Source organism: Streptomyces sp. NPDC056222 (assembly GCF_042264065.1).
Classification (GTDB): Bacteria; Actinomycetota; Actinomycetes; order Streptomycetales; family Streptomycetaceae; genus Streptomyces.
On sequence record NZ_JBHJTL010000042.1, the window covers coordinates 14,579 to 37,073 of the forward strand.

The window sequence follows — 22,495 nt, forward strand, 5'->3', positions numbered from 1 at the left end:
GAGCCCGCCCATGCACCTCGACCACTCCCACGACCACCTCGGCGCCGTCTCCGCCGACGCCCACCGGCCCGACGGCACCCGGCGCGCACTGCGGATCGGACTCGGCGGACCCGTCGGCTCCGGCAAGACCGCGACCGTCGCCGCGCTCTGTCGGGCCCTGCGCGACCAGCTCTCCATCGCCGTCGTCACGAACGACATCTACACCCGCGAGGACGCCGAGTTCCTGCTCCGCAACGCCGTCCTGCCCCCCGAGCGCATCCAGGCCGTCGAGACCGGCGCCTGCCCGCACACCGCGATCCGCGACGACATCTCCGCCAACCTCGAAGCCGTCGAGGAGCTCGAGGACACCGTGGGCCCACTCGATCTGATCCTGGTCGAGTCCGGCGGCGACAACCTCACCGCCACCTTCTCCAAGGGTCTCGTCGACGCCCAGATCTTCGTCATCGACGTCGCGGGCGGCGACGACATCCCCCGCAAGGGCGGCCCCGGCGTCACCACCGCCGACCTGCTGGTCGTCAACAAGACCGACCTCGCCCCCTACGTCGGCTCCGACCTGGAGCGCATGGCTCGTGACGCCAAGCAGCAGCGCGGCGATCTGCCCGTCGCCTTCACCTCGCTCACCGGCGAGCACGGAGTCGCCCCCGTGGCCGACTGGGTCCGCGCCCGGCTCGCCGCCTGGACCGCCGTCACCGCCGCATGAGCCTGCGCGCCACCGCCCGGATCGTCGCCGACGCCGACGGCGGACTGCCGCTCCTGGAGAGCGACGGCCCCCTCGCCCTCCGCCGCACCCGCACCACCGGCCCGTACACCCGCGTCACCGTCGTCGGCGCGATGAGCGCGCCGCTCGGCGGCGACCGGCTCGCGATCGAGACCGAGGTGCGGGACGGGGCGCGGCTCCTGGTCGACTCGGCCGCCGCGACCGTGGCCCTCCCCGGCCGCGCCGCCGACCCCGCCGCGTACGACATCAGGATCACGGTCGGCGACGGCGCCGTGCTGCGCTGGCTGCCCGAACAGCTCGTCTCCGCGTACGGCTCCGACCTGCGGATGCGGACCACCGTCGAACTCGCCGCCACCGCACGGCTCGTGCTCCGCGAGGAGCAGATCCTCGGCCGCCACGGCGAGGAGACCGGCACGCTCCTCACCCGGCTCACCGTCCGCCGCGACGGACGGCCCCTGCTCGACCAGGAGTTGGCGTACGGACCCGGTGCCCGCGGCGGATGGGACGGCGGCGCGGTCCTCGCCGGAAACCGAGCGACCGGACAACTCCTCGTCGTCGACCCCGAGTTCGAGGACAAGCCGGTCGAGCCCCGGCCGCTCGGCGGAAACGCCGTCCTCGCACCGCTCGCCGGACCCGCCGCCCTCGTCACCGTCGTCGCCGGCGACGCCCTCGAACTGCGCCGCACCCTCGACGAGGCGCTGGGCATCCTCGCGCCGTCCTGACTTCACCGCTCAGCGGTACACCGCTCTCCGGTTATTGGTTCGGCAAAGAAACAGGTGTACGCCCTTTTGCGGTGCGCCGGTGGAACGAAAGGATCCACCGGACAGACCGACACCACGGCGCCGCCACGGGGGCAGCGCCGACAGAGGGGGAGGCAACACGTGAGACGCACAGCAGTGCTCGGCTCGGCTGGCACTCTGATAGCGGGCACGCTCATGGCGGGCGCACTGGCAGCACCGACCGCCGCTGCCGACAGCCGCCACCGGCCGGACAGCGAGGCGCGCGGCGTCGCCCTGGCCGCCGAACGGGCGGCCAGGCAGGGCATCGACTGGCAGGACTGCCCGGCCGACTGGGGCCTGGAGAAGCCCATCACCTGCGGCTGGGTCACCGTCCCGGTCGACTACAGCAGGCCGAACGGCAAGCAGATCAAGATCGCCGTCGACCGCATCGGCGCCACCGGCACGCCCGCCGAGCGCCAGGGCGCGCTGCTCTACAACCCGGGCGGCCCCGGCGGTTCCGGCCTGCGCTTCCCGCGCCGGGTCACCACCAAGGCCCCGCTCTGGGTGAACACCGCCAAGGCGTACGACTTCGTGGGCTTCGACCCGCGCGGCGTCGGCCACTCGGCGCCCATCTCCTGCGTCGATCCGGCCGAGTTCGTCAAGGGACCCAAGCTCGACCCGGTCCCCGACAGCGAGGCCGACAAGCGCGCGCAGCGCAAGCTCGCCGCCGAGTACGCCGAGGGGTGCGCGGAGAAGAGCGGCGACATCCTGCCGTACATCAACACCCTCAACACCGCCCGCGACCTCGACGTCATCCGGGCCGCGCTCGGCGAGAGGAAGCTCAACTTCGTCGGCGTCTCCTACGGCACCTACCTCGGCGCCGTCTACGGCACGCTCTTCCCGACGCACGTCCGCCGCATGGTGCTCGACAGCGTCGTCAACCCGTCGACGCGGAAGATCTGGTACGAGGTCAACCTCGACCAGGACATCGCCTTCGAGGGCCGGCTGAAGGACTGGATGACGTGGGTCGCCCAGCACGACGCCACCTTCCACCTCGGCGACACCTACACCGAGGTCCGGCAGCAGTGGGAGACCCTGCGCGCCGATGCCAAGAAGAAGCCCCTCGGCGGCAAGGTCGGCCCGGCCGAGCTCATCGGCTTCTTCCAGAACGCGCCGTACTACGACTCCATGTGGGTGCCGGTCGCCGAGGCCTGGAGCGCCTACGCCGCCGGTGACCCGCAGCCGCTGATCGACTCGGCGGCCGCCGACCCCACCGACACGGCCGGCAACGCCGCCTCCGAGAACGGCAACGCGGTCTACACGGCCGTCGAGTGCGCCGACGCCCCCTGGCCGACCAGCTGGAAGAAGTGGGACCGCGACAACAGCCGGCTCCACGAGCGGTACCCGTTCATGACCTGGGCCAACGCCTGGATGAACCTGCCCTGCGCCACCTGGTCCACCCCGCGCCAGCGCCCGACCGAGGTGCGGACCGGCAAGGGCCTGCCGCCGGTGCTCATCACCCAGGCCGAGCGCGACGCGGCCACGCCGTACGCCGGAGCGCTCGAGCTGCACAAGCGGTTCAAGGGCTCGCGCCTGATCACCGAGAAGGACGCCGGCTCGCACGGCATCACCAACCTCACCAACCCGTGCCTGAACACCCGGGTGGAGGCCTACCTGCTGTCGGGCAAGCTCGACAGCAAGGACGTGACCTGCGCACCGCACGCCACGCCCCAGCCGTAACCACCGAGTGACCCTTGGAGGGGCGGCCGTCGCGCGACGGCCGCCCCTCGTTCACGCGCGGGCGGCGAGCCAGGCGTCCTCTGCCGCGTAGTCGAAGAAGTCCACCTGGTACTTCACCAGTCCCGGGAACGCCTCCCGCCAGTCCCGCACCGCCAGCTGCGCCGAAAGCCACTCGACCGTCGCCGGCAGGGACTCCTCGTACGACACCACCGGCCGGTACCCCAGCTCCTTCTCCGCCGCTGCCATGCCGTAGACGACCGGATGGGCCCCGGTCCACGGCGTGAGCCCCACCGTGCCCTCCGGAGGCCGCCCCTCGAAGAGGACCGTCTCGCTCTCCACGCCCATCACCGCGTCGATCGCCCGGCCGATCTCCGCCACCGTCGGCGCCTGCGGATCCGCGCCGTTCAGCACCCGGCTGCCCGGGTTCGCCGCCGCCAGCCGGATCAACTCCCCGAGATTGTCCGCGTGGACGGGGTGGAACCGTGAGGCGCCGCCGTAGGAGAGGAGGCGCACCGGCCGCCCGTCGAGGGCCCGCTTGACGAACCACAGCTCTCGCGGCCCCGGGCAGTGCAGCCCATGGATCGCCCCTGCCCGCACCACCGTCGTCGGCAGCGCCTCACCCGCCGCGAGCAGCTCACGTTCCAGAGCCACCTTTCGCGTGCTGTACGAAGCGTCGCCCGGGGCGACCGTCCGCCAGGACTCCGGGATCGGCACCGGGTAGGCGGGGAAGCCGTCCGGCTCGTCCTGGGTGTCGAAGCTGCGGCCGCGCTCGTCCTCGTAGACCGCGCCGCTGGAGATCACCACGGCCGAGCCGATCCGGTCGGCGAGCCCGGTCAACTGCCGTCCATGCGCGCCGTCGTAGCCGACGATGTCCACCAGCACGTCACAGCCGTCGCCGAGCGCCGCGGCGAGCGCGCCCTCCTCGTTCCGGTCCACGGTCGCCGAACGGACCTCCGTCGGCCATGTTCCGTCCCGGCCGCCGCGCCGCGACGCCGCCGTCACCTCCCAGCCGTCCGCGACGAGCGCCCGCACGGCCGCCCGCCCCACCTGTCCTGTCGCACCCACCACATACGCGTGTCCCTTGGCCATGGGCGCGACGCTACGGCGGTCATGGCCGTCGCCCCAGGGTCTTTCGCCGTGCGCGGATCCGCCGTCAGCGTCCCCGGCGGGGGAACTTTCGCGGAGCCTTGGCGTTCGCCGCCTTCGCCTGCTCCTCCGCCGCCTTCACCTTGGCCGCGTAGTCGTCGACGTACTCCTGCCCGGACAGCGCCAGGATCTCGTACATGATCTCGTCCGTCACCGCGCGGACCGCGGCCTTCTCGCCCTCCATCCCGGCGTACCGCGAGAAGTCCAGGGGCTCCCCGAACCGGATGGTGACCCGCCTGACCTTGGGCACGACCTGGCCGGGCGGCTGGATCTCGAAGGTGCCCACCATCGCGCACGGGATCACGGGCACGCCGGCCGTGATCGCCATGACCGCGACCCCGACCTTGCCCTTGTAGAGCCTGCCGTCGTGCGAGCGGGTGCCTTCCGGATAGATCCCGAGCAACTCACCCTTGGACAGCACCCCGAGCCCCTCGCGGATCGCCGCCTTCCCGGCCTCCTTGCCGGAGCGGTCGACCGGGATCTGCCCGGCACTGCGGAAGAACGCGGCGGTCAGCCGGCCCTTGAGCCCTGGCCCGGTGAAGTACTCCTGCTTGGCGAGGAAGGTGATCCGCCGCTTGAGCACCACGGGCATCAGGAAATGGTCGGAGAACGACAGATGGTTCCCCGCGACGATCGCCGCGCCCTCCTCCGGGATGTGTTCGAGGCCCTCGATACGAGGCCGGAACAGCAGCCTCAGCAGCGGCCCGAGCAGAACGTACTTCATCAGCTGGTAGAACACCGGCAGCCCCCGTCTCCCTTGAGCATCGCCTATTTGTAACCACTCGCGCGACCGTGGTCCACACTGGAGACGGAGAGTGGACCTTATGGCTGCTGCACACCGACGCATACGGCCCGGCGCAGCCGTCACCGTGCTCCTGTGCGCGGTGACGACCGCCGGGTTGTACGGCTGCGCCGACTCCGGCACCCCCGAGCCCACGCCGACCCCCGCGCCGACCACTCCCGTCCCCACCCAGGAGACGCGGTCGCCCTTCACCGGACTGCCGGCCCGTCCCGCCCCCGTGCTCGCCGTCAAGATCGACAACGTGCCCCCGGCCCGCCCGCACACCGGGCTCGGCGCGGCCGACCTCGTCTACGTCGAGCAGGTGGAGGGCGGCCAGACCCGGCTGCTCGCCGTCTACTCCTCCGATCTGCCGGAACGGATCGGACCCGTCCGCAGCGCCCGCGAGTCCGACATCGAGCTGCTGCGCCAGTTCGGCAGGCCCGCGCTCGCCTACTCGGGCTCGCAGGCCGCCCTGAAGCCCCTCCTGCAAGCCGCCCCGCTGTACCCGCTGCCCCCGGAGGACGCCCCCGGCGCCTATCTGCGCGGCGGCGGCCGACCGGCGCCCCACAACCTGTACGTCCTGCCCGGGCGCGCGCTCGCCGCCGCGCCGAACGCCGAGGACGCCAAGGACATCGGCTTCCGCTTCGGTCCCGCCCCCGCGGGCGGGGAGCAGGTCAACGAGCGCACCGTGCGCTTCCCGGCCTCCCGCTACACCTTCACCTGGAACGCGGGGGAGAAGGGCTGGCGGGTGGCGATGGACGGCAGCCCCGCCCGTACCACCGACGAGGGCCAGGTGACGGCGACCACCGTCGTGGTGCAGCACGTGACCATACGGTCCTCGCGGTTCCGCGACGTCCTCGGGAGCGTCTCGCCCTACACCGAGACGGTCGGCAGCGGCACCGCCGTCGTCCTGCGCGACGGCAAGGCCCACGACGCCCGCTGGAGTCGCCCGGTGGCCGAGAAGGGCACGACCTTCACCACACCGGACGGGGCGCCCCTGAACTTCGCCCCGGGCCACATCTGGATCGTCCTTGCCCCGCGCTGACATCCCGCGCGGATGGCTCCCGCTCCGACGGGTACCCGCCCGACACGACCAGTGAGGAGGCCCGCCATGACCGCCGACATCTGGGGCTACGCCGAGACCTCGGGCCATGTGCCCGGCACCCGGCTCATCGGATACAGCGTCGAGGCCACCGACGGCTCGATCGGGAAGATCGACGAACACACGGAGGACGTCGGCCGGTCCTATCTCGTCGTGGACACCGGACCGTGGATCCTCGGCCGGCGCGTGCTGCTCCCCGCCGGCCTGGTCTCGAGCATCGACACGGAGAGCGAGACCGTCCGGCTCTCCTGCACGAAGGAGACCGTCAAGGGCTCACCGCCCTTCGAGAGCGGGCAGCACGAGGACGACGGCGACTTCATCAGGCTGATCGAGTACTACTACAGCAACCGGCACATGTGAGCTCAGGGCTGCGGGCCGGGCCTGCTCGGCCCGCGGCGACGGGCGCCCGCGGGGGCGGAGCTGTCCGCCGCCGCCATACCGATGGTGACCACACCGAGCACGATCCAGCCGAACCAGAGCCAGCCGCTGCTGCCGAGCGCCACCGTGTACGCCGTCGTCAGCACCAGGGCCGCGACGGTGATCACGCTCATCGCCTTCGTGGGACCGGACATCTGTCCGCCTCCTCCCGACAGGGCCGTCCCCCTCATCGTGACCCCTGAGGCGGGCGAAGCGCTACTCCCGCGTCACACCCACGTCGGACCCGAGCCTCAGTCCCGTGTCCCGACCTGCTGCCCACGGGTCCGGAGCGAGGCGAGATACGCGTTGTACGCCTCCAGCTCCTTGTCCCCGTCACGGTCGGCGGCCCGGTCCTTGCGGACGGCCTGCCGCTGCTCGGAGTGGTACCACTGGTACACCAGCGCGATCAGCACCAGCACAGACGGGATCTCGCTGAACGCCCAGGCGATACCGCCCGCCGCGTTCTGGTCGGTGAGCGCGTCGATCCCCAGCGAGGCCGGTGGATTCTTGTACGCCTCGATCATCGGCTCGCTCGCCATCATCAGCGCGATGCCGAAGAAGGCGTGGAACGGCATCCCCGCGAAGAGCTCCAGCATCCGCATCACATAGCCGGGGCGATGCGGTCCCGGGTCGACCCCGATGATCGGCCAGAAGAAGACCAGGCCGACGGCGAGGAAGTGCACCATCATCGCGATGTGTCCGACCTTCGACCCCATGAGGGTGTCGAAGAGCGGGGTGAAGTAGAAGCCGTACAGGCTCGCGATGAAGAGCGGGATCGTGAACGCGGGATGCGTGATGATCCGCATGTAGCGGCTGTGCAGCAGCATCAGGAGCAGCTCACGCGGGCCCTTGTCGCCCCGGGCCGCGACCGGCAGCGCCCGCAGCGCCAGCGTCACCGGCGCGCCGAGCAGGATCAGGATCGGCGAGAGCATCGAGATGACCATGTGCTGCACCATGTGCACGCTGAACATGACCATGCCGTAGTCGTTCAGCTTGGTGCACATCATCAGTGCGACGGTCAGCACGCCCAGCGTGAAGAGGATCGTCCGGCTGACGGGCCAGGTGTCACCGCGCCTGCGCAGCCGAGCCACGCCCCATCCGTACAGCGCGAGTCCCACGACGCTGCCGATGAGGAAGAACAGGTCCGGCGAGAACTCGAGCCCCCGTCCCAGCGTGAACGGCGGCAGATCCATGGTCATGCCGTGCCCGCTGTGATCCATGTGTGTACTCCTGGAGCCCGATTCGCGCTTGTTGTCCGCACCAGACTAGAACCGCCCCCGTTCGCGGATGCGACCGGGGGCGGTTCGTGGTGTCGGTACGGGGGTCAGAGCACGCACTCGGCCTCTGCGTAGCGCTCCGCCGGGACCGTCTTGAGGGTCTCCACGGCCTGGGCCAGCGGGACCATCGTGATCTCCGTGCCGCGCAGTGCGGTCAGCATCCCGAACTCGCCGCGGTGCGCGGCCTCCACCGCGTGCCAGCCGAAGCGGGTGGCGAGGACTCGGTCGTATGCCGTCGGCGTGCCGCCGCGCTGGACGTGACCGAGTATCACCGGGCGGGCTTCCTTGCCGAGCCGCTGCTCCAGCTCGACCGAGAGCTGGTTGGCGATGCCCGTGAAGCGCTCGTGCCCGTACTGGTCCTTGGCGCCGACCTCGAAGTTCATCGAGCCCTCGCGCGGCTTGGCGCCTTCGGCCACGACCACGATCGCGAAGCGCTTGCCGGCCTCGAAGCGCTCGCCGACGCGGGCGGTCAGCTCGTCGATGTCGAAGGGGCGCTCGGGCACGACGATCGCGTGGGCGCCCGCGGCCATGCCGGAGTGCAGGGCGATCCAGCCGGTGTGCCGGCCCATGACCTCGACGATCAGGACGCGCTGGTGGGACTCGGCGGTGGTCTTCAGCCGGTCCAGGGCCTCGGTCGCTACGCCGACGGCGGTGTCGAAGCCGAAGGTGACGTCCGTCGAGGCGATGTCGTTGTCGATGGTCTTCGGCACGCCGACGATCGGCAGTCCCGCCTGGGAGAGCAGGTTGGCGGCCTTCAGGGTGCCCTCGCCGCCGATCGGGATGATCGCGTCGAGGCCGAGCTCGGCGACATGGCCCTTGGCGCGCTCGACGCCGTCGACGAGGTGGGCCGGCTGGACCCGGGAGGAGCCGAGGATGGTGCCGCCACGGGCCAGGATGCCGCCCACCGCGTCGAGGTCGAGCTTGCGGTAGTCGGCCTCCAGGAGGCCCTTCCAACCGTCGTGGAAGCCGATGACCTCGTCACCGTGGTCGACGACGGCGCGGTGCACGACGGAACGGATGACGGCGTTCAGACCGGGGCAGTCGCCGCCGGAGGTGAGCACACCAATGCGCATAGCCCAAATACCTTTGCAACGTGGGCCGACTTCCGGACCACGTCGTCCGGTTGGATCCCCGCCACCCTATCGGTGCCGAGTGGCGGGGCCGAACCCGATGTCCGCAGTTTGGACACCGTATTTACTTACGAATCCAATGGGCGTAAGGGCGCTCAGACGTGCAGTCCGCCGGACGGTCAGGCGGGCTGGGTCGCCGCCGCGATGCGCTCGGCGCGCAGCGCCTCGTACCACCGGTCGTCGGTCGGCGGCAGCGCGTTCACGTCGAGGGCCAGCTTCAGGAGCAGGTCCGCGATCTGCGGGTTGCGGGCCATGACCGGGCCGTGCATGTACGTACCGAAGACGGTGTCGTTGTACGCGCCCTCGGTGCCGTCGCCCGTGCCGTTGCCCTTGCCCAGGATCGTGCGGGCGAACGGGCGGGCCGTCGGGCCGAGATGGGTGATGCCCTGGTGGTTCTCGAACCCGGTGAGCTGGGGGAGACCGAGCCGCGGGTCGATGTCCGCGAGGACGTCGCCGACGCACCGCTCGCCCTCGCCCCGGGTGGAGATCACGTCGATCAGCCCGAGGCCGGGCTCGCGCTCGCCGAGGTCGTTGATGAACTCGTGGCCCAGGATCTGGTACCCGGCGCAGACCGAGAAGATGATCGCGCCGTTGGACGCCGCGCGCTCCAGGCCGCCGTCGCGGCGCAGCCGCTCGGCCGCGAGCCGCTGCGGCCGGTCCTCGCCGCCACCGATCAGGTAGATGTCGCCGGAGGTCGGGATCGGCTGGTCGCTGCGGACGTCGACGCGCTGGACGTCCAGTCCGCGCTGGCGGGCGCGGCGCTCGACGACGAGGGCGTTGCCCTGGTCGCCGTACGTGCTGAGCAGGTCCGGGTAGACCCAGACCAGGCGCAGGCTGCTGTCACTCATGCTGCATGTCCTCTACGGGTCAGTTGCCGACGCGGCGGCGGACGTCCTGGAAGGCGGTGTAGTTGGCGATCAGCTCGATCTGTCCCGGCGGGGCGAGCCGAACCGCCTCGTCGAGCGTCTCGCAGACGCGGAACTCCACACCCGCGACCTCCAGGCGGACCGCCAGGTCCAGCTTGCGGTCGCCGATGACCATGATCGGGTGGCCGGCGAGCCGCCCGTAGTCGACGTCCCAGAGCCAGGAGGTGTCCGTGCCGTCGGCGCCGCGCGCGTTGACGGAGAGGATGACCGGGGTCGGCGGCTGGTCGATGAGGGAAAACGTTTCGAGCCACCCCGCCGGGTTCTTCGCGAGCAGCAGCCGCAGGTCACGGTTCTGGAAGGAGACCACGTCGTAGCGGCCGGCCACGGCCTGCACCTGGTACATGCGCTCCAGGGCGACCTGCGGCGGGACGCCGAAGACGGCGGCGACGGCGGCGGAGGTCGCGGCGTTGGCCTTGTTGGCGCGGCCGGGCAGCTGGAGGTGGATCGGCCAGGCCGAACCGTGCGGGTCCAGGACGTGGTCGCCGTTGAGCGCCCAACTCGGCGCCGGGCGGCGGAAACCGCACTCGCCGCAGAACCAGTCGTCACCCGGACGCTGCATCACACCGCCGCAGGCGGGGCACGACCAGGCGTCGTCCTTCCACTCCTGACCGGCGGCGACCCACACCACATTGGGGGAGGAGGAGGCGGCCCACACGATCAGCGGGTCGTCGGCGTTGGCGATGACCACGGCCTTCGTGCCGCTCAGGCCCTCGCGCCACTTCTCCGCGAGCATCCGGGTCTCGGCGGCGCGGTCGAGCTGGTCGCGCGAGAGGTTGAGCAGTGCGATCGCCTTGGGCGTGGTGTCCCGGGCGACTCCGGCGAGGTACTTCTCGTCGACCTCGATGACGCCGTACTTGGCGTCCGAGCCGCCGGCCAGCGCCGACGTGATGCCCGCGGGCATGTTGGCGCCCAGCGCGTTGGAGACGACGGGGCCGCTGGCCCGCAGCGCCTCGGCGATCAGCCGGGTCGTGGTGGTCTTGCCGTTCGTCGCGGACACCAGGACGACGTCCAGATGCTGCGCGAGCCGACCCAGCAGGTCCGGGTCGAGCCTCAGCGCCACCTTGCCGCCGATGACCGATCCGCTGCCGCGTCCCGCTGCGCGCGACACCGCGGCCGCGGCCTTGCCCGCCGTCACGGCCAGCTTGGCACGCGGCGACAGCGGCTCTGGATTACCGGGGTGTCCTGACATCTTTCTTGTTCCTCCTTGCGTCGGTCCGGGCTCAGCCTATCGAGATCAGCCAGGCGACCCGAACTGCGGCACCCCTGGAACCCTCGCCGAAACGACGAGGTCAACGCGGACCGTACCCTTACGTCCATGCGAAACCGGCCGATCCCCGGCAGTTCCGGCCGCGTCCGAGGCATGACCTTGCTCGGCGACCCGGTGCTGCACACCCCCTGTGAACCCGTCAGCGACTTCGGCCCGGAGCTCGCCCGGCTGATCGAGGACATGTTCGCCACGATGTACGCGGCGAACGGCGTCGGCCTCGCGGCGAACCAGGTGGGTGTGGGGCTGCGCGTCTTCGTGTACGACTGCCCGGACGACGAGGACGTGCGCCATCTCGGGCACCTGGTGAACCCACGCCTGGTGGAGGCGGACGGGGACGTGTTCCGGGGCCCCGAAGGCTGTCTGTCCCTGCCGGGTCTGGAGGCCCCGACCCCCCGATTCGACCGCGCGGTCGTCGAGGGCGTCCTGATGGACGGCACTCCGGCCCGCGTCGAGGGCACGGGCTTCTTCGCCCGCTGCCTCCAGCATGAGACGGATCACCTGGAGGGCGGCGTCTACGCGGACCATGTGACGGGGTGGCGCAGGTCACGGCTGCTGCGCGCGATCCGCAAGGAGCCGTGGGGTACGGGAGCGGACGCGCTGCGCCACTGACCGCCTTCGCCGTTCGAGCCCGGGGCCCGGGCCGGGGCCGGGTCGGGTCGGAATCCCGGCGCCGTGCGGCTCGGGTCGGAATCCCGGCGCCGTGCGGCTCGGGTCGGAACCCCGGCGATTTGGGGCGTGGTCCAGAACCCCGGCGCCTTGCGGGCTCGGTTCCGAGTTCGGGTGCCTTGCGGGCTCTGGTCGGAATCCCTGCGCCATGCGGCCCGGGGCGGAGTCCCTGCGCCATGCGGCCCGGGGCGGCACCCCGTGGCCTGCCCGGCGTGGAATCGGAACGCGGGCGCCTTGCCGGTCCGGGTCAGAACCCCGGCGCCCCGACGCGGTCGGCGGCTTCCGCCAGGCGGCCCCACAGCAGGTCCGCGAGGGCTCGGACCAGCTCGCTTCGCGAGCACGGGCGCTCGCCGAGCCACCAGTCGCCCGCCGCGTGCATCATGCCCACGATGCCGTGACCCCAGATCCGTGCCTGCGCTTCGCCGGCCGGGCCGAGGTCGATGCGCTCGGAGATGACCTGGCCGAGCTCCTCGCCCATCTGCCGCAGCACCGGCGCCGAGTGGCGGCCCACGTCGAAGCCCTGTTCGGTCTGGTGCGTCTCCTCCGCGGGGTGCATCAGGAAACGGTAGACCTGCGGCATCGCCTCGATCGAGGCGAGATACGTGTCGAGCGTGGCCTCGACCCGCCGGCGCCGGTCGGCCGGTGCGTCGAGCGCCGCCCGCAGCGCGGAGAGCAGCGCGTCGGTGTGCCGGGTCGCGAGGGCCCGGTACAGCCCACCCTTGTCGCCGAAGTGCCGGTAGAGGATCGGCTTGGTGATGCCCGCCTCCGCCGCGATCGCGTTCATCGAGGCCTTGGGGCCGTCCCGGAGCACGACCCGGTCCGCCGCCTCCAACAGTTCGCGGCGCCGCTGATCGGCCGGCGACTGCTGGTCGGTGGTCCGGTGTGTGATCTCCATAGCGTGTCTCCCCGCCCGTGCGTATTCCGTGAGGCTGTCGCAACGTAACACCCGACCGGCACCCGGTGCCGCCCGGTCCACCGCAGGTTGACAGCGCCTACCGGCGAGTAACAGACTACTGTTACCGCAAGTAACGCAGTGCTGGGAGGGAACATGGCCGAGTTCACGCTCGAACTCAACGACGACCAGAAGCAGGTCCGTGACTGGTTGCACGGCTTCGCCGAGGACGTGATGCGCCCCGCCGCCTCCGAGTGGGACGAGCGTGAGGAGACTCCCTGGCCGATCATCCAGGAAGCCGCCAAAATCGGCATCTACTCTCTCGACTTCTATGCCCAGCAGTTCTTCGACCCGACGGGCCTCGGCATCCCGATGGCGATGGAGGAGCTCTTCTGGGGCGACGCGGGCATCGCCCTCTCCATCGTCGGTACCGGCCTCGCCGCCGTCGGCGTCCTCGCCAACGGCACCGAGGAACAGATCGGCACCTGGATCCCGCAGATGTACGGCGACGTCGACGACGTGAAGGTCGCCGCCTTCTGCTCCTCCGAGCCCGACGCCGGCTCCGACGTCGCCTCGATGCGCACCCGCGCCGTCTACGACGAGGCGAAGGACGAGTGGGTCCTCAACGGCACCAAGACCTGGGCGACCAACGGCGGCATCGCCAACGTCCATGTCGTCGTCGCGGTCGTCGACCCCGAGATCGGCTCCAAGGGGCACGCGTCCTTCATCGTGCCGCCGAACACCCCCGGCCTCTCCCAGGGGCAGAAGTTCCAGAAGCACGGCATCCGCGCCTCGCACACCGCCGAGGTCGTCCTCGAGAACGTCCGCATCCCCGGCCACTGCCTCCTCGGCGGCAAGGAGAAGCTCGACGAGCGCCTCGCCCGGGCCCGCGAGAAGGCGAAGGCGGGCGGCGGCGAGCGTGTGAAGAACGCCGCCATGGCCACCTTCGAGGCCTCGCGCCCCGCCGTCGGCGCCATGGCGGTCGGCACCGCCCGCGCCGCCTACGAGGTCGCCCTCGACTACGCCAAGACCCGTGAGCAGTTCGGCCGCCCGATCATCGACAACCAGGGCATCGCCTTCCAGCTCGCCGACATGCGCACCCAGATCGACGCCGCCCGGCTGCTCGTCTGGCGCGCATCCTGGATGGCGACCACGGGCAAGCCGTTCACCTCGGCCGAGGGCTCGATGTCCAAGCTGTACGCCAGCGAGGTCGCCAAGAAGGTCACCGGCCAGGCGATCCAGATCCTCGGCGGCAACGGCTTCACCCGGGAGTACCCGGTGGAGCGGATGCACCGTGACGCGGCGATCTACACCATCTTCGAGGGTACGAGCGAGGTCCAGCGCCTGGTCATCGCCCGCACGCTCTCCGGGATGCCGATCCGCTAGGCAGCGGCCCGCACGTGCCGGCCCGTGCCCCCTGGTGGGGGCGCGGGCCGACGTGTCGATTCCGGGTGTGGTCGGTCGGGTCAGGACCGGGTCATGTCGCGAGGAGGTTGCGCTTCTGGGCCTCGAACTCCTCCTCGGTCAGCACACCCTGGGCCTTCAGGTCCCCCAGCTGCTTGAGCTGCTCGATCTTGGTGCTCATGTCGTCGCCGGGGGGCGCCGGAGCCGGCGCGGGTGGCTGCTGCTGATACTGCTGCTGCTGTCCGTAGTCCTGCTGGGCCCATCGGCCCGCCTGCCGCCGTGACACTCGGTTGGACACCGCGGTGGCGGTGCCGGCGACGACGGCGGTGCGGGCGACGCCGCGAAGAAGTCCGGGCATGGTCAGTCATCTCCCAGGGGGTGCTCGGGGGCCGGATGTGATCGGGAGGTCAGGCCGCCGCCCCTCCGCCGGACTCGGTCGCATCCAGCGAGGCCAGCAGCGCCTGGACGGGAATCCGTCCGTTCGCCACGATCTGCGCGCCGCTGCGCCGCATGGCTCGTGCGAAGGGGGCGGCCCACAGGTTCTCGTACACGATGACCCCGGCGGAGTTGCCCGGCTCCAGCGCGGAACCGGCATCGTCGACGTCGCTCTGGTCCAGCAGGCCCGACGAGGCGCCCTCGAACACGGTGAGGTCGACCTCGTCCCCGAAGTCCCTCAGCTCCACCGCGGCGACCGAACCGTCCTCGTCCTTGCGGATGAACTGCAGGTCGAGGATGCGAATGATGCCCCGCTCCACCAGGTCGACGAGGAGAGGGAAACCCTCGCCCGTCATCCGGTTGCCGGGAAACTCCAGGATCAGGTAGTCGACGGGTCCCATGTCCTCGAGTTCCGACAGGTCGTCGCTCATGGCCACTCCTCAAGCGCTCGGGATTCCCGCCTCGACCGGGCCCGGTTGCGGGCGGCCCCCGCCTCGGCGACAGGCGGCCTCCCAGCCATTCCAGCACCGCCCGGGGGCCTCCGCATGTCGTGGGGCGGCGCCGTCACACCACGCAGAACTCGTTGCCCTCCGGGTCCTGGAGCACCACCGCGTAATAGTCCATCCCGTTCGGCTCGTCCATCGTGCGGAGGATCGACGCGCCCAGCGCCGTCAGCCGCGCGACCTCCCCGTCCACGCGGTCGCGCCGCAGCGCGAGCGGCACCTCCCGGCCCCCGCCGACCTTCAGATCCAGATGCAGCCGGTTCTTGACCGTCTTCGGCTCCGGGACCTGCTGGAACCAGACCCGCGGCCCGGCCCCCTTCGGGTCCACGATGGACTCGGGAAGCTCTCCGGCCCCCTCGGTCAGCTCCTCCTCCGGCACCCCGATCGACGCCCAGTACGCCCGCCAGGTCTCATGGCCCTCCGGCGGCGGCTGCGGTACGTAACGCAGGGCCTCCGCCCAGAAACGGACGAGCCTCTGGGGGTCGGCGCAGTCGATGGTGAGCTGCAGGGTCATCTCCACGGGTTCCATGGAACGAGCCTCCCAGGCGGCACTGACAATCGGGCCAACAGGCCGGAACCGGCCGGGTGTTCGACCGTACGGCTACCGGTGGGTCGGGTGGTGGGGGAGAATCGGCATGCCGGTGACGATCAAGGGGGCAACGCACACATGGCAACCACCAACGAGATTCCGGGCCCGGCGGGGCTACCGCTGCTCGGCTCGATGTTCGACCTCAAGAACGACTCGCTCGGCACCTTCCTGAACGCCCAGCGCGCACACGGGGACGTCGTCCGGATCACCGCGGGCCCGCCCGGTGTCCGCGCCGTCGTCTACGGAGTCTTCTCCGCCGAGGGGGCCCAGCAGGTCCTGGCCACCGAATCCGCCAACTTCCGCAAGGACAACGCCTTCTACCAGGAGGTCCGCGAGTCCTTCGGCAACGGCCTGCTGACCAGCCAGGACGAGGACTACCTGCGCCAGCGCCGGCTCGTCCAGCCGCTCTTCACCCGCCGCCGCGTCGACAGCTACGCCGAGGCCGTCGCCGCCGAGGTCGGCCGTGTCACCGAGGCCTGGCGGACCGCCGAGGACTCCACCGTCGACGTCCTCGACGAGATGGCCGGCTTCGCCCTGCGCGCCGTCGCCCGCATCCTCTTCGGTACGGACGTCGAGGAGGCCGTCGACATCGTGGAGCGTGCGTTCCCGGTGATGGGCGACTACGTGCTGCGCCGCGGCTTCTCACCGCTGAACATCCCGCGTGACTGGCCCACCCCCGGCAATCGTCGTGCCCGCGCGGCCCATGAGGAGCTGTACGCCGTCTGCGACCGGATCATCGCCGAGCGCCGGGCGGCCGGTGAGGCCGAGGACGGAGGCCAGGACCTGCTGTCCCTCCTCGCCGAGGCCGAGAGCGCCGAGGACGGCACCTTCGACGCCTCCGAACTGCGCGAGCAGGTCCTCGTGTTCCTGCTCGCGGGACACGAGACGACCGCCACCTCCCTCGGCTTCGCCCTCCACCTGCTCGCCCTCCACCCGGAGCAGCAGAAGCGGGCCCACGAGGAGGTCGACCGCGTCCTGGCCGGCCGGGTGCCCGGCGCCGCCGACCTCGACGGGCTGCCCTACCTCACCCAGGTGCTCAAGGAGGCCATGCGGATCTTCCCGGCCGCAGCGGCCATCGGCCGGCGGGCGGTCGAGGCCACCGAGATCGGCGGCCACACCATCCCCGCCGGTGCCGATGTGATCGTCGCCCCCTGGGTCACCCACCGGCACCCCGCGTACTGGGAGGACCCGGAACGCTTCGACCCCGAGCGCTTCACGCCCGAGGCCGAGGCGAGCCGCCCGCGCTACGCATGGTTCCCCTTCGGAGGCGGTCCGCGCGCCTGCATCGGCCAGCACTTCTCGATGCTGGAGTCGGTGATCGCGCTGGCGATGCTCCTTCAGGCGTTCGAGATCGAGGCGATCGACACCGAGGTGCCGGTCAACGCCGGGATCACCCTCCAGGCGGCGGGCTCGGCCCGCTGCCGGGTCCGGCCCCGAACCGCCTAGGGCGAAGGCGCCGGCCCGACCATGAGGTCGGACCGGCGCCACGGGTCAGTGGCGCGTCGAAGGGCGCCACGGGTGGTTGACGTGTCGGACCGGCGCCACGGATCAGTGACGTGACGAGACGACGACCGTCGCGTACAGCTCGTCCGACGTGACCAACCGCGGCGTCAGGCCGTGCCCGGAGACCGCCTCGACGGCGTCGGCGGCCTGGCGCCCGCTCGTCTCGACCAGCAGATGCCCGCCCGGCGCCAGCCAGTCGGCGGCTTCGGCCGCCACCCTGCGCAGCACGTCGAGGCCGTCCGAGCCGCCGTCGAGCGCGACCAGCGGCTCGTGCTCGCGTGCCTCGGGCGGCAGCAGGCCCACCTCGTCGGTCGGAACGTACGGCACATTGGCGACGAGCACCTCGACCCGGCCGCGCAGCACCTGCGGCAGCGGGGCGAACAGGTCGCCCTCGAAGACCCGGCCGCCGCGCGGCTCGATGTTGCGACGTGCGCAGCGCACGGCGGCGGGCTCGATGTCCGAGGCGTACACCTCGGCGCCCTCCACGGCCGAGAGCAGCACGGCCCCCGCCGCCCCCGAGCCGCAGCACAGATCGACACACAGGGCCCCCGGCCCGGCCAGGCCCACGGCGTGCTCGACGAGAAACTCGGTCCGCCGCCGAGGTACGAACACCCCGGGGTCGACGGAGATGCGCAGTCCGGAGAAGGCCGCCCAGCCCACGACGTGCTCGATGGGCAGACCGGTGGCGCGACGCTCGACCATCGTGTCGAGTTCGACGGTGCTGTGCGCGGTGGAGAAGAGCAGCTCCGCCTCGTCCTCGGCGAAGACGCAGCCCGCGGCGCGGAGCCGGGAGACGGTGGTGGAACGAAGAGAGAAGGACGGGTCGATCGACATGGAAACCTTCCGGGAACCGAAGGGGCTCCCGTGGTCACCTCTGTCGGGCTGACCACACGGTCGTCGAGGGGGAGCACCCTGCCTGCATGGCGTTGATGGGTCCCACCTCCTCGGTCGTCCACTGAACTGGAGCCGCACACATTACATGATCGACACCGTGTGGATCATCCGACAGGCTCGCCGGCTCAGGCGGACAGCTGCGCCTCGATCGCCGCGAGGACCTCGGGGGCCTCGGGCTCGGTACGCGGACGGAAGCGGGTGATCTGCCCGTCCTTGCCGATCAGGAACTTCTCGAAGTTCCACTGGACGTCCCCGGACTCGCCCTCGGCGTCGGCGACCTGCGTCAGCTCCGCGTAGAGCGGGTGACGGGCCTCGCCGTTCACATCCGTCTTCTCCAGGAGCGGGAACGTCACGCCGTACGACGTGGAGCAGAAGGTCTGGATCTCCTCGGCGCTGCCGGGCTCCTGCCCCAGGAACTGGTTGCAGGGCACACCGAGGACGGTGAAGCCCTTCTCCCCGTACTCCTTCTGCAGCCGCTCCAGCCCCGCGTACTGCGGCGTCAGACCGCACTTGGAGGCCACATTGACGACCAGGACGGCCTGGTCGCGGTAGTCGGCCAGCGAGATCGGGTCACCGGACAGCGTGCGAAGGGGGATGTCGTACACACTCATGAAGAACTCCTCGTCGAGAATCAGGCTGCGATCACAACATGAGTGAAGAACCACTGGCAATCGCCATCGATTCCGCCCCCGGGGGTACGCGGCGGATCGTACGGTGCCGGCTGTGCGGGCGGCCCCTGACCGGCGCGGAATCCCGCCGTACCGGCCTCGGGCCCTCCTGTGACGCCAAGCTCCACCCGGCGGGCCCGGACATCCGTACCCGTCGCCACGAGGTCGACCAGGACACCCTTCCCGGCACGTAGCGCACGACGTCGTGCTCGGGGGCGCCCATGGCTACAGCTTCCGGAACAGTCCCTCCTGCACCACCGACACCAGGAGCCGGCCCTCGCGGTCGTAGATGCGGCCGCGGGCCAGGCCGCGGCCGCCCGTGGCGATGGGGGACTCCTGGTCGTACAGGAACCACTCGTCCGCGCGGAAGGGCCGGTGGAACCACATCGCGTGGTCCAGCGAGGCCATGTCGAAGCCCCGCGGGCCCCACAGCGGCTCCACCGGGATCCGCACCGCGTCGAGAAGCGTCATGTCCGAGGCGTACGTCAGCGCACAGGTGTGCACCAGCGGGTCGTCGCCGAGCGGACCCACCGCACGCATCCACACCGCGCTGCGCGGGTCGGCGCCCGTGACCTCGCCCTTCGTCCAGCGCAACCGGTCCACGTAGCGGATGTCGAAGGGCTGGCGGCGGGCCATCCGCTCCAGGGCCTCCGGCAGTACGCCCAGATGGTCGCGGATCTCGTCCGCGAGCTTCGGCAGGGTCTCCGGGTCGGTCATGTGCCGCGGCGGAAGCTGGTGCTCGATGCCGGCCTCCTCCGGCAGGTGGAAGGAGGCCGTCAGGTTGAAGATCGTCCGCCCCTGCTGGACCGCCGTGACCCGACGGGTCGTGAACGAACGCCCGTCCCGCACCCGCTCCACCTGGTACACGATCGGCACGCCCGGCCTGCCGGGCCGCAGGAAGTAGGAGTGCAGCGAGTGCACCGGCCGGTCGCCCTCCGTCGTGCGCCCGGCCGCGACCAGGGCCTGGCCGGCGACCTGCCCGCCGAAGACCCGCTGCAGCGACTCCTGCGGGCTCTGGCCACGGAAGATGTTGACCTCGATCCGTTCCAGATCGAGCAGGTCGACGAGGCTCTCGGCGGGGTTGGTCACCGTCTTCTCCTTAGAGCTGTCCCACGGACGTCACACGGACGATCGCACGGCCCTCTTCGTCGGAGGCCGCGAGATCCACCTCCGCGCTGATGCCCCAGTCATGGTCGCCGTTCGGGTCGGCGAAGGTCTGCCGGACGCGCCACAGGCCGTGCGCCGCGTCCTCCTCGATCGACAGCAGCTTCGGGCCGCGCGCGTCCGGACCCGTCCCCAGGTCCTCGTACTCGTCCCAGTACGCGTCCATCGCCTCGCCCCAGGCGTCCGCGTCCCAGCCGGACTCGGCGTCCATCTCGCCCAGCGCGTCCACGTTGTCCAGGGCCGCCAGCTCCACCCGGCGGAACATCGCGTTGCGCACCAGGACCCGGAAGGCGCGGGCGTTCGCCGTGACCGGCTTGACCTGATCGGCCTTCTCCTGCGCCTCCTCGGCCGTCTCGACCTCCGGGTTCGCCAGCTGCTCCCACTCGTCGAGCAGGGAGGAGTCCACCTGGCGCACCATCTCGCCCAGCCAGGCGATCAGGTCCTCCAGATCCTCGGTCTTCAGGTCGTCCGGGATCGTGTGGTCCAGCGCCTTGTACGCGCTCGCGAGATAGCGCAGCACGATGCCCTCGGTCCGCGCCAGCTCGTACCAGGACGTGAACTCCGTGAAGGTCAGTGCCCGTTCGTACATGTCACGGATGACGGACTTCGGCGAGACCGGGTGGTCCCCCACCCACGGGTGGGACTTCCGGTACACGTCGTACGCGTGCCAGAGCAGTTCCTCCAGCGGCTTCGGGTACGAGATCTCCTGGAGCCGCTCCATGCGCTCCTCGTACTCGACGCCGTCCGCCTTCATCCGCCCGACCGCCTCTCCGCGCGCCTTGTTCTGCATGGCGGCGAGGATCTGGCGCGGGTCGTCGAGGGTCGACTCGACGACCGACACCATGTCCAGGGCGTACGACGGGGACTCCGGGTCCAGCAGGTCGAACGCGGCGAGCGCGAACGTCGACAGCGGCTGGTTGAGCGCGAAGTCCTGCTGGAGGTCCACGGTCAGCCGGATCGTGCGGCCCTCGGCGTCCGGCTTGTCCAGCTGCTCCACCACCCCGCCGTCGAGGAGCGAGCGGTAGATCGCGATGGCCCGGCGGATGTGCCGCAGCTGCGCCTTGCGCGGCTCGTGGTTGTCCTCCAGGAGCTTGCGCATCGCCTCGAACGCGTTGCCCGGCCGGGCGATCACCGACAGCAGCATGATGTTGGTGACCTTGAAGCGCGAGGTCAGCGGCTCCGGCTCGGAGCCGATCAGCTTCTCGAAGGTGGTGTCGCTCCAGGCGACGAAGCCCTCCGGTGCCTTCTTGCGCACCACCTTGCGGCGCTTCTTCGGGTCGTCGCCGGCCTTGGCGAGCGCCTTCTCGTTCTCGATGACGTGCTCGGGTGCCTGCGCGACCACGAAACCGGCCGTGTCGAAGCCCGCCCGGCCGGCCCGGCCGGCGATCTGGTGGAACTCCCGCGCCCGCAGCGTGCGCACGCGGTTGCCGTCGTACTTCGTCAGCGCCGTGAACAGCACCGTACGGATGGGGACGTTGACGCCCACGCCCAGCGTGTCCGTGCCACAGATGACCTTCAGCAGACCCGCCTGCGCCAGCTTCTCCACCAGGCGCCGGTACTTCGGCAGCATCCCCGCGTGGTGCACGCCGATGCCGTGGCGGACGTAACGCGAGAGGTTCTGGCCGAACTTGGTGGTGAAGCGGAAGTTGCCGATCAGCTCGGCGATCTTGTCCTTCTCCTCGCGCGAGCACATGTTGATGCTCATCAGCGACTGCGCCCGCTCGACGGCCTGCGCCTGCGTGAAGTGGACGATGTAGACCGGGGCCTGCTTGGTCTCAAGCAGCTCGGTCAGGGTGTCCGTGATCGGCGTCAGCCGGTACTCGTACGAGAGCGGCACCGGGCGCGTCGCCGAGCGGACCACCGACGTCGGCTTGCCCGTGCGCCGGGTCAGGTCCTTCTCGAACATCGACACGTCGCCGAGAGTGGCCGACATGAGCACGAACTGCGCCTGGGGGAGTTCCAGGATCGGGATCTGCCAGGCCCAGCCGCGGTCCTGCTCCGCGTAGAAGTGGAACTCGTCCATCACGACCTGGCCGATGTCGGCGTACTTGCCGTCCCGCAGCGCGATGGACGCCAGCACCTCGGCCGTACAGCAGATGATGGGAGCATCGGCGTTCACCGACGCGTCGCCGGTCAGCATGCCGACGTTCTCGGTGCCGAAGAGCTTGCACAGGTCGAAGAACTTCTCCGACACCAGTGCCTTGATCGGCGCGGTGTAGAACGTCACCTGGTCATTCGCGAGCGCCGTGAAGTGCGCACCCGCCGCGACCAGCGACTTTCCCGAGCCGGTCGGCGTGGACAAGATCACGTTCGCACCCGAGACGACCTCGATCAGCGCCTCTTCCTGGGCCGGGTAGAGCGTGATGCCGCGGCCCTCCGCCCATGAGGAGAAAGCCTCGAAGAGGGCGTCGGGGTCGGCGTTCGGCGGGAGCTGATCGATAAGGGTCACGCCCCCATCTTGCCTGGATTCCGACCGGATGAGGGAACCGGCCACCTGCATGAAGATCACGGACGATACGCTGCCTTGTCGACCGGTCGTCAACTGAGCGCCGGC

24 protein-coding genes are annotated in these 22,495 nt (G+C 70.8%); 9 read left to right on the forward strand and 15 right to left on the reverse strand.

From position 1 onward, the window contains the following. The first annotated feature begins 10 nt into the window (after nt 1–10). The 3 genes from ureG to ACFC0D_RS20625 all read left to right on the forward strand — a co-directional run bounded on the left by ureG (nt 11) and on the right by ACFC0D_RS20625 (nt 3,177). A complete protein-coding gene (ureG, locus tag ACFC0D_RS20615; RefSeq protein ID WP_376437782.1) occupies nt 11–700 on the forward strand; it encodes an urease accessory protein UreG in 690 nt (229 codons plus the stop codon). Beyond that, entirely contained in the window at nt 697–1,440 is a 744-nt protein-coding gene (locus ACFC0D_RS20620; RefSeq protein ID WP_376437785.1) for an urease accessory protein UreD, read from the forward strand. The genes ureG and ACFC0D_RS20620 overlap by 4 nt, the downstream gene beginning before the upstream one ends. Nucleotides 1,441–1,599: 159 nt before the next feature. Beyond that, nucleotides 1,600–3,177 carry an alpha/beta hydrolase gene (locus ACFC0D_RS20625; RefSeq protein ID WP_376437788.1) on the forward strand — a complete coding sequence of 526 codons (1,578 nt, stop codon included), beginning with the start codon at nt 1,600–1,602 and terminating at the stop codon, nt 3,175–3,177. A gap of 51 nt (nt 3,178–3,228) precedes the next feature. Here ACFC0D_RS20625 and ACFC0D_RS20630 read toward each other — a convergent pair whose 3' ends face one another. Both ACFC0D_RS20630 and ACFC0D_RS20635 read right to left on the reverse strand, forming a co-directional pair. Then, nucleotides 3,229–4,266 (reverse strand): NAD-dependent epimerase/dehydratase family protein, encoded by a 1,038-nt coding sequence (locus ACFC0D_RS20630; RefSeq protein ID WP_376437791.1) that lies wholly within the window; start codon nt 4,264–4,266, stop codon nt 3,229–3,231. 64 nt (nt 4,267–4,330) lie between these two features. Next, nucleotides 4,331–5,062, reverse strand: a complete 732-nt coding sequence (locus ACFC0D_RS20635) for a lysophospholipid acyltransferase family protein (RefSeq protein ID WP_376437794.1) — start codon at nt 5,060–5,062, stop codon at nt 4,331–4,333. 85 nt (nt 5,063–5,147) lie between these two features. Here ACFC0D_RS20635 and ACFC0D_RS20640 point away from each other — a divergent pair, with 85 nt between their 5' ends. Both ACFC0D_RS20640 and ACFC0D_RS20645 read left to right on the forward strand, forming a co-directional pair. After that, nucleotides 5,148–6,149, forward strand: a complete 1,002-nt coding sequence (locus tag ACFC0D_RS20640; RefSeq protein ID WP_376437797.1) for a DUF3048 domain-containing protein — start codon at nt 5,148–5,150, stop codon at nt 6,147–6,149. A 66-nt stretch (nt 6,150–6,215) separates the two neighbouring features. Further along, on the forward strand, nt 6,216–6,566 hold the full coding sequence (locus tag ACFC0D_RS20645) for a PRC-barrel domain containing protein (protein WP_376437800.1): 351 nt from the start codon (nt 6,216–6,218) through the stop codon (nt 6,564–6,566). Between the two features lie 2 nt (nt 6,567–6,568). On the opposite strand, the gene ACFC0D_RS20650 is transcribed toward ACFC0D_RS20645, so the two are convergent. The 5 genes from ACFC0D_RS20650 to ACFC0D_RS20670 form a co-directional block, all read right to left on the reverse strand. Continuing rightward, nucleotides 6,569–6,778, reverse strand: coding sequence for a hypothetical protein (locus ACFC0D_RS20650; protein ID WP_376437802.1), 210 nt, complete (start codon nt 6,776–6,778; stop codon nt 6,569–6,571). A gap of 96 nt (nt 6,779–6,874) precedes the next feature. Next, nucleotides 6,875–7,843 carry a cytochrome c oxidase assembly protein gene (locus ACFC0D_RS20655; RefSeq protein ID WP_376437805.1) on the reverse strand — a complete coding sequence of 323 codons (969 nt, stop codon included), beginning with the start codon at nt 7,841–7,843 and terminating at the stop codon, nt 6,875–6,877. 104 nt (nt 7,844–7,947) lie between these two features. After that, on the reverse strand, nt 7,948–8,973 hold the full coding sequence (locus tag ACFC0D_RS20660; RefSeq protein ID WP_376437807.1) for a 6-phosphofructokinase: 1,026 nt from the start codon (nt 8,971–8,973) through the stop codon (nt 7,948–7,950). 176 nt (nt 8,974–9,149) lie between these two features. Then, nucleotides 9,150–9,878, reverse strand: a complete 729-nt coding sequence (locus tag ACFC0D_RS20665; protein ID WP_376437809.1) for a type 1 glutamine amidotransferase — start codon at nt 9,876–9,878, stop codon at nt 9,150–9,152. A gap of 19 nt (nt 9,879–9,897) precedes the next feature. Continuing rightward, nucleotides 9,898–11,145 carry a MurT ligase domain-containing protein gene (locus ACFC0D_RS20670; protein ID WP_376437812.1) on the reverse strand — a complete coding sequence of 416 codons (1,248 nt, stop codon included), beginning with the start codon at nt 11,143–11,145 and terminating at the stop codon, nt 9,898–9,900. A 126-nt stretch (nt 11,146–11,271) separates the two neighbouring features. Between ACFC0D_RS20670 and def the strand changes: the two genes are divergently transcribed. Beyond that, nucleotides 11,272–11,832 carry a peptide deformylase gene (def, locus tag ACFC0D_RS20675; RefSeq protein ID WP_376437815.1) on the forward strand — a complete coding sequence of 187 codons (561 nt, stop codon included), beginning with the start codon at nt 11,272–11,274 and terminating at the stop codon, nt 11,830–11,832. 304 nt (nt 11,833–12,136) lie between these two features. Here def and ACFC0D_RS20680 read toward each other — a convergent pair whose 3' ends face one another. Then, nucleotides 12,137–12,784: a TetR family transcriptional regulator gene (locus ACFC0D_RS20680; RefSeq protein WP_376437817.1), complete on the reverse strand. Its 648-nt coding sequence runs from the start codon at nt 12,782–12,784 to the stop codon at nt 12,137–12,139. Between the two features lie 153 nt (nt 12,785–12,937). Here ACFC0D_RS20680 and ACFC0D_RS20685 point away from each other — a divergent pair, with 153 nt between their 5' ends. Next, on the forward strand, nt 12,938–14,167 hold the full coding sequence (locus ACFC0D_RS20685; RefSeq protein ID WP_376437819.1) for an acyl-CoA dehydrogenase family protein: 1,230 nt from the start codon (nt 12,938–12,940) through the stop codon (nt 14,165–14,167). Between the two features lie 91 nt (nt 14,168–14,258). Here the strand turns inward: ACFC0D_RS20685 and ACFC0D_RS20690 are convergent, their stop codons facing one another. The 3 genes from ACFC0D_RS20690 to ACFC0D_RS20700 form a co-directional block, all read right to left on the reverse strand. Beyond that, nucleotides 14,259–14,543, reverse strand: a complete 285-nt coding sequence (locus tag ACFC0D_RS20690; RefSeq protein ID WP_376437822.1) for an SHOCT domain-containing protein — start codon at nt 14,541–14,543, stop codon at nt 14,259–14,261. A 49-nt stretch (nt 14,544–14,592) separates the two neighbouring features. Further along, nucleotides 14,593–15,051, reverse strand: a complete 459-nt coding sequence (locus tag ACFC0D_RS20695) for a DUF6325 family protein (RefSeq protein ID WP_376437825.1) — start codon at nt 15,049–15,051, stop codon at nt 14,593–14,595. Between the two features lie 133 nt (nt 15,052–15,184). Further along, a complete protein-coding gene (locus ACFC0D_RS20700) occupies nt 15,185–15,652 on the reverse strand; it encodes a VOC family protein (RefSeq protein WP_376437829.1) in 468 nt (155 codons plus the stop codon). Between the two features lie 138 nt (nt 15,653–15,790). On the opposite strand from ACFC0D_RS20700, the gene ACFC0D_RS20705 reads away from it, so the two are divergent. Then, entirely contained in the window at nt 15,791–17,158 is a 1,368-nt protein-coding gene (locus ACFC0D_RS20705) for a cytochrome P450 (RefSeq protein WP_376437832.1), read from the forward strand. 102 nt (nt 17,159–17,260) lie between these two features. On the opposite strand, the gene ACFC0D_RS20710 is transcribed toward ACFC0D_RS20705, so the two are convergent. Both ACFC0D_RS20710 and ACFC0D_RS20715 read right to left on the reverse strand, forming a co-directional pair. Continuing rightward, complete coding sequence (locus ACFC0D_RS20710) at nt 17,261–18,049, reverse strand: putative protein N(5)-glutamine methyltransferase (protein WP_376437835.1); 789 nt, start codon at nt 18,047–18,049, stop codon at nt 17,261–17,263. A 185-nt stretch (nt 18,050–18,234) separates the two neighbouring features. Beyond that, nucleotides 18,235–18,720, reverse strand: coding sequence for a glutathione peroxidase (locus ACFC0D_RS20715; protein WP_376437838.1), 486 nt, complete (start codon nt 18,718–18,720; stop codon nt 18,235–18,237). Nucleotides 18,721–18,758: 38 nt separating this feature from the next. Here ACFC0D_RS20715 and ACFC0D_RS20720 point away from each other — a divergent pair, with 38 nt between their 5' ends. Continuing rightward, nucleotides 18,759–18,971, forward strand: a complete 213-nt coding sequence (locus tag ACFC0D_RS20720) for a DUF6011 domain-containing protein (protein WP_376437841.1) — start codon at nt 18,759–18,761, stop codon at nt 18,969–18,971. Between the two features lie 31 nt (nt 18,972–19,002). Here the strand turns inward: ACFC0D_RS20720 and ACFC0D_RS20725 are convergent, their stop codons facing one another. Continuing rightward, nucleotides 19,003–19,866, reverse strand: a complete 864-nt coding sequence (locus tag ACFC0D_RS20725) for an acyl-CoA thioesterase (RefSeq protein WP_376437844.1) — start codon at nt 19,864–19,866, stop codon at nt 19,003–19,005. 10 nt (nt 19,867–19,876) lie between these two features. Continuing rightward, nucleotides 19,877–22,450: a DEAD/DEAH box helicase gene (locus ACFC0D_RS20730; RefSeq protein WP_376437847.1), complete on the reverse strand. Its 2,574-nt coding sequence runs from the start codon at nt 22,448–22,450 to the stop codon at nt 19,877–19,879. Nucleotides 22,451–22,495 lie beyond the last annotated feature (45 nt).